Origin of the sequence: Tunicatimonas sp. (assembly GCF_049647865.1) — a bacterium.
GTDB lineage: Bacteria > Bacteroidota > Bacteroidia > Cytophagales > Cyclobacteriaceae > Tunicatimonas.
On record NZ_JBARYM010000859.1, the window covers coordinates 1 to 5,874 of the forward strand.

A 5,874-nucleotide genomic window follows, 5' to 3' on the forward strand; every position below is an offset into this window, starting at 1 on the left:
AAGCAGTACCCTAGTCGGCTAGTCGTGATTACCGGAGGTGAACCGCTGATGTATGATTTGACGGAACTAACTTATGAACTTAAGCAGCACAAGTTTACAGTGAATATTGAAACATCAGGAGCGTATCCGTTGAGTGGCGAACTAGACTGGATTTGTTTTTCCCCAAAGAAGTTTAAAGCCCCGCTACCTGAAATTTATGAGCAAGCGCACGAACTGAAAATTATTATTTACAATAAAAGCGACTTTCGTTGGGCGGAGCAGTTCGTTGAAAAAATTAATCCTCAGTGTCAACTATTCCTGCAACCCGAGTGGAGTGTAGCCGAAAAAATGTTACCCCAAATGATTGAATACGTAAAGCAAAATCCGCAGTGGCGTATTTCTTTACAAACGCATAAATTTCTGCACATACCCTGAGGTAAGATTCTTTCATAAATCAATCTTTTTCTGAGAACGAAGTTGGTATCTTGGCGGAGTAATCAAACAAAACCACTATGATTTCTCTCGGGATAAGAATATTCTTACTGCTCCTAATTTCCAGTTCAGTTTCAGCGCAAATCTTTGTAGCGCGTAACTTCTTTTCGGCTCCATTAGACGATACTACCAGCGAGCGGGGCTTTCTACCTAACGTCATTTTTAGTGCCGAAGGAATGCGAGGCTTCGGTTCCGCCTTGGGTGAACAAGCCTGGAACGCCAAGTATTTCGGATTAATTGAACTTTACCGTTTCAGTGAAAAAGCTACTATTGCCGGAACGCTCTCCCACGAACTCACAGCCAATCCGCACAATGAAATCAGCTTTCATATGCGAGGGTCTATCTGGAATGAGTCAATCGCATTTTTTCGTAAAACAAAGGTTGGAACGCTAGAATTTGGAGTAACTCATCATTGTCGGCACGAGATTGATAATACTGTACCTTCCGATGAGTCAACTCCTGACGAAGAATATAGCCCCACCCGTCGTCTGCTGGTTATGACTGCCCTGTATTCGGCTATCAGCACCCCTATTTATTCAATTGGTGAGCGAATGCAGTATCGGTTGTATGGTCGACTGAACGCCTACACTTACCGAGTAGACGGTCGTAGGCCCGAGCATTTGGAAGGTATTCAAAGTTGGGAGAATCTGAGAGCATCACTATTAGCTGGGGGGCGATGGATGTTTAAAGCCTCTGAAGTTGTGAATGTATACACGCGAGCATGGGCGAACCCAATTTTCTTTGACCAGGGCGAAACTTGGAAAATGAACTATCGAGTAGAGACTGGACTAGGATTCCGAGGAAGGCAAGGAATACTAGAGGCTTTTGCGGCGTATGAACAGTACTTTGATGATGCTTCCCGGCCATATCCGTTACAGTCAAACGTCTTATTTTTTGGTGCTAGGGTTCGGTCTCACTTAATATTTTAGATCGCCCGCTTTTTAGAATTTAATAAATTTCATATTTTTGCGGTTCTCTAAAAAAGGAACCGAAATTTACTGTCCACTGTTGGACTTTAGAAAATCAGCACACTATGAAAAAAGATATTCATCCCGATTACCGAAAAGTGGTTTTCCACGATACCTCCAGTGACCACAAGTTTGTCACTCGCTCTACTATTCAATCCGAAGAAAGCATTGATTGGGAAGATGGTAACACCTATCCGCTAGTGAAAATAGAAGTAAGCTCAGCATCTCATCCGTTTTACACTGGCAAGAAGCTGTACGTAGATGCTGCTGGGCGCGTTGAGAAGTTTAACCGTCGCTATAAGAAAAAATAGCCTTCAAAAATTAAGAGTCTTTAAGAAGTCTTCGATAAACTTATCGGAGACTTTTTTATTTTTGTGCTTTTCATAACAGAAAATACTGGCTTTTGCAGTTCTCAGCAATACATGGTCTTCCTGAAGTAAAACAACATCTAATACAGTCAGCCAATACTGAACAGGTAGCTCACGCCCAATTGTTTTTGGGGCCAGAAGGCGGCCCCAATTTAGCCTTAGCTTTAGCGTATGCTCAATATCTGAACTGCCAAAACCGCGGAGAAGAAGGACACTGTGGCGACCGATCCTCTAGTGGTCAACAATCCGGCGGTCAGTACGCTCAACCCGACTTACATTTTGTGTTTCCGGTAGGGTCTACTAAGAAAATAACGGGGAAGGATGTAGTGAGTGATAGCTTTATTACCGAGTGGCGCACTTTCCTTGCTGAGTGTCCCTATGGCTCATTAGCCGATTGGAGCGAGTACTTAGGTACTGAGAATAAATCGCTCAACATTTCTAAGGAAGAAAGCCGAAATATTATTAGAAAGCTGAGCCTTACGGCGTTTGGCGACCGCTATAAAATCGTCATCATTTGGCATCCGGAACGAATGCATCCGGCAGCCGCCAATGGTATTTTGAAAATTCTGGAAGAACCGCCCGACCGTACCATATTCATTTTAGTAGCCCACAGTACGGAGCAACTGTTACCTACTATTTTGTCGCGTACGCAGATCGTCCAAACCCGGGCCTTTTCGGATGAAGAGGTGGTGCAAATGCTGATAAATCATCCGGCTACGGAAGAAGAAACTGATCGGCAGCGATTACAACATATTGCTACACTGGCTGAGGGTAACTTCCAAAAAGCTCTTCAGTTATTTCAAGAGGTAGAAAATGATAGTCACCAGCTTTTTCGGGAGTGGATGCGCTTGTGTTATCTTCAGGACTACAAAAAATTGCTTTCGTTTACTGATAAATTTCACAAACAGGGTAAAGAAAATCAGAAGGCACTTTTTACCTACGGTTTAGCCATGATTCGCGAAATGATGGTGCATCAGTCGGTTGATCAATTGGCAGATTATGGTGAGGAAAACACCTTACAGAAAGAAAAGAAGTTGATTCGGGTGCAAGGTAAAGATTTAGAGTTTGTGGTGAATTTTAGTAAAATAGCGAATGCTTCGGTGCTAGAGAAGATGCTGTATTGGTTTAATGAAGCTTATGGTCAGCTAGAGAGAAACGCTAATGCTAAGATTCTGTTATTAGATATTTCACTGGGCATTGGGAAAATAATTAGACGGGTATGAAACTAAAGATAGGAACCCGCGGCAGTAAACTCGCCCTCTGGCAAACGCACTATGTGGCGGAGAAGCTACAAGCGGGTGGAGTAGAAAGCGAGATTGTTGTTATCAATACGCGGGGCGATAAGCGTCAGGATGTTGCCATTACTGAAATTGGCACCCGGGGAGTGTTCACTGAAGAAATTGAGGAGCAACTTCAACGGCAGACAATTGACTTAGCTGTGCATAGTGCTAAAGACCTGCAATCTAGCTTACCGGAGGCATTTGAAATTACGGCTTTCACAGAACGAGAGCATACGGCCGATGTACTGGTAAGTCATCAACCTAACTTCTCGCTGCAAAGTGATCAGCCACTAACCATTGGTACCTCCTCAGTTCGGCGCAAAGCGTTACTTAAACACTATCACCCTCACTTGAATACCGTAGAAATGCGAGGGAATCTGCAAACTCGTATGGCTAAAATGGAAGCCGGACAGTGCAATGCACTTATGCTGGCTTATGCTGGAGTGCATCGTATGGAATATGATCGTTTTATTATGCATCAATTTTCTACCGAGCAAATGATTCCTGCGGTAGGACAGGGAAGCGTAGCCGTTGAAGTTTTAGTAAGTCTGGCTAAGGAAAAAAGAGAGGTAATTCGTAGGCTTATTAACCATGAAGCGACTGAGCGACAGCTTCGAGCCGAGCGAGCCTACCTTAAAGCTTTGCGGGGTGGTTGTAGTGTTCCGGTATTCGCTTTGGCGACGATCAGCGGCGGTAGGTTGCTTCTTCAGGGTGGAGTGGTGAGTTTAGATGGTGAAACATTACTAAAAGACCAAGTAGTGGGTAGTGAAGATTTTCCGGAAAAAGTAGGAGAAGCACTGGCAGAAAAAATCATTGCTCAGGGTGGCAATCAAGTGCTTGATTTAATAAGAGCGCAATAAATTAGTCTTTTTACTTCTATAAGTAGTAAATTCGTTTTAGCATGAATTATAAAATTAGAGTATTATTTAATATTTTTTGTTTGTTTTTAGTGCTACTAGTCACTATCAGTGCCTGCTCTTCTGAAAAAGAATATTTGATAACAATGAGTACAAAGTACGGTGACATGCGGGCTATCTTATACGATGCTACTCCTAAACACAAGAAAAATTTTATTGAGTTAGCACAGAGTGGAAAATACGATAGTGTTACTTTTCATCGGATAATTCAGGATTTTATGGTGCAAACGGGTGATTTAGCCACTCGACCGGGAGCAACCCAAGAAGATGCTGTAGACTATACAATTGAAGCCGAGTTTGTTGATACGCTCTTCCACAAAAAAGGAGCGTTGGCGGCTGCTCGCCAGGGGGATCAAATTAACCCAAAGCGGGAATCTAGCGGTAGTCAGTTTTACATTGTACAGGGTACAGTATTACCAAAGGAGAAACTAACCATCGATATGCAAAAACTAAACGACGGGGTAGGAGAGCTTCTTCAGCGAGACGATTATGCTGAAGTTCGTCAGGAGCTACTGGATTTATACAACGCACAACAGTTTGATGAATATACGCAAAAGCTTATGTCATTGAAGCCCGAGGTAGAGGAAAAGCTAGGGATAGAAGTTGACCGAAATTACCCGGCGGAACGAGTGCAGGCATATACTACCCAAGGTGGAGCTCCTCATTTGGATGATACTTACACAGTTTTCGGTGAAGTGATTGATGGATTATCAGTGATAGATTCTATTGCCGCTCAGCCTACGGGGGCTAGAGCTGTAGAAAAGCCCAATCAGGATATTTATATGGTGGTTGAGGTAGAGGAAATCTCTAAAAAGAAAATTACTCAGCAATTCGGATACGAGTTTCCAGTTCAATAGAACGGATAACCATACAAGCACATTTTCAAAAGAGAGGAATAGAAAAATTATGGTAAAAGTATTACTAACCGGCGGCAATGGCTTATTAGGTCAAAAGTTGATTCCGGTATTGCTATCTGACGATGATATTTCTACCATAGTAACTTCCCGGGGAAAAGCTCGTTTTGCTGAACGCTATCGAGATCTTCAGTACTTTGATCTGGACATTACCAATCGCGATCATGTTTTCAATATTGTTCATCTGGTTCAGCCTGATGTAATTATTCATACTGCCGCGATGACGAATGTTGACTATTGTGAACAGCATCAGAATGAGTGTTGGGAGGTGAATGTACAGAGTGTAGCGCATTTACTGCATGCTGCTGAAGCTTACAATAGTTTCTTTATTCACCTTTCTACCGATTTCATATTTTCGGGTGATAAACGGTACTTAACGGAGGAAGATAAACCTCAGCCGATCAATTTTTACGGTCAATCCAAGCTTCAGGCCGAAGTACTAGTTAGGCAGAGCCGAGTAAAGTACGCTATTTTACGCACCGCTTTAGTGTATGGTCTTGTTCCTAATATGAGCCGATCTAATATTGTGCTTTGGGTAAAGAAAAGCTTAGAAGCACAAAAGTCTATTAACGTTGTTGATGATCAGTACCGTACTCCTACTCTGGTTGAAGATTTGGCAGTGGGAATTTATCTAGTTATTAAACAAAGAGCTGAAGGAGTCTATAATATCTCCGGAGGCGAAGTGCTTACGCCCTATCAAATGGCTCTGGAAGTAGCTAGTGTATTTCAACTGAATTCCACACTTATCACTCGTACCGATGGGTCTAAGTTTAGTCAAACTGCCAAGCGCCCACCCGAAACGGGGTTAGTCATCGAGAAAGCAAAATCTACATTAGGATTTAAACCTCATACGTTCCGAGAGGGAGTAGATTCATTACGACAGCAATGCGCCGTAGTTTCCTGAGTTATACTTGGTATATCTTACATCTTTAGCCTTCTGATTCATAATACTATCT

General features: G+C 42.7%; 7 protein-coding genes. All 7 read left to right on the forward strand.

Annotated features, from left to right (window positions below):
• A partial coding sequence (locus WBA23_RS24660; protein ID WP_424584940.1) for a 7-carboxy-7-deazaguanine synthase QueE occupies positions 1-414 on the forward strand: 414 nt, incomplete at its 5' end.
• A gap of 77 nt (positions 415-491) precedes the next feature.
• A complete protein-coding gene (locus WBA23_RS24665; RefSeq protein WP_424584941.1) occupies positions 492-1,400 on the forward strand; it encodes a hypothetical protein in 909 nt (302 codons plus the stop codon).
• Between the two features lie 104 nt (positions 1,401-1,504).
• Positions 1,505-1,750 (forward strand): type B 50S ribosomal protein L31, encoded by a 246-nt coding sequence (locus WBA23_RS24670; protein WP_424584942.1) that lies wholly within the window; start codon positions 1,505-1,507, stop codon positions 1,748-1,750.
• A 92-nt stretch (positions 1,751-1,842) separates the two neighbouring features.
• On the forward strand, positions 1,843-3,030 hold the full coding sequence (locus tag WBA23_RS24675; protein ID WP_424584943.1) for an ATP-binding protein: 1,188 nt from the start codon (positions 1,843-1,845) through the stop codon (positions 3,028-3,030).
• Positions 3,027-3,947, forward strand: coding sequence for a hydroxymethylbilane synthase (gene hemC / locus WBA23_RS24680; protein WP_424584944.1), 921 nt, complete (start codon positions 3,027-3,029; stop codon positions 3,945-3,947). Before WBA23_RS24675 ends, hemC begins: the two co-directional genes overlap by 4 nt.
• Positions 3,948-4,090: 143 nt before the next feature.
• Positions 4,091-4,861 (forward strand): peptidylprolyl isomerase, encoded by a 771-nt coding sequence (locus WBA23_RS24685; protein WP_424584945.1) that lies wholly within the window; start codon positions 4,091-4,093, stop codon positions 4,859-4,861.
• A 49-nt stretch (positions 4,862-4,910) separates the two neighbouring features.
• Positions 4,911-5,822, forward strand: coding sequence for an SDR family oxidoreductase (locus tag WBA23_RS24690; protein ID WP_424584946.1), 912 nt, complete (start codon positions 4,911-4,913; stop codon positions 5,820-5,822).
• Positions 5,823-5,874: the final 52 nt, after the last annotated feature.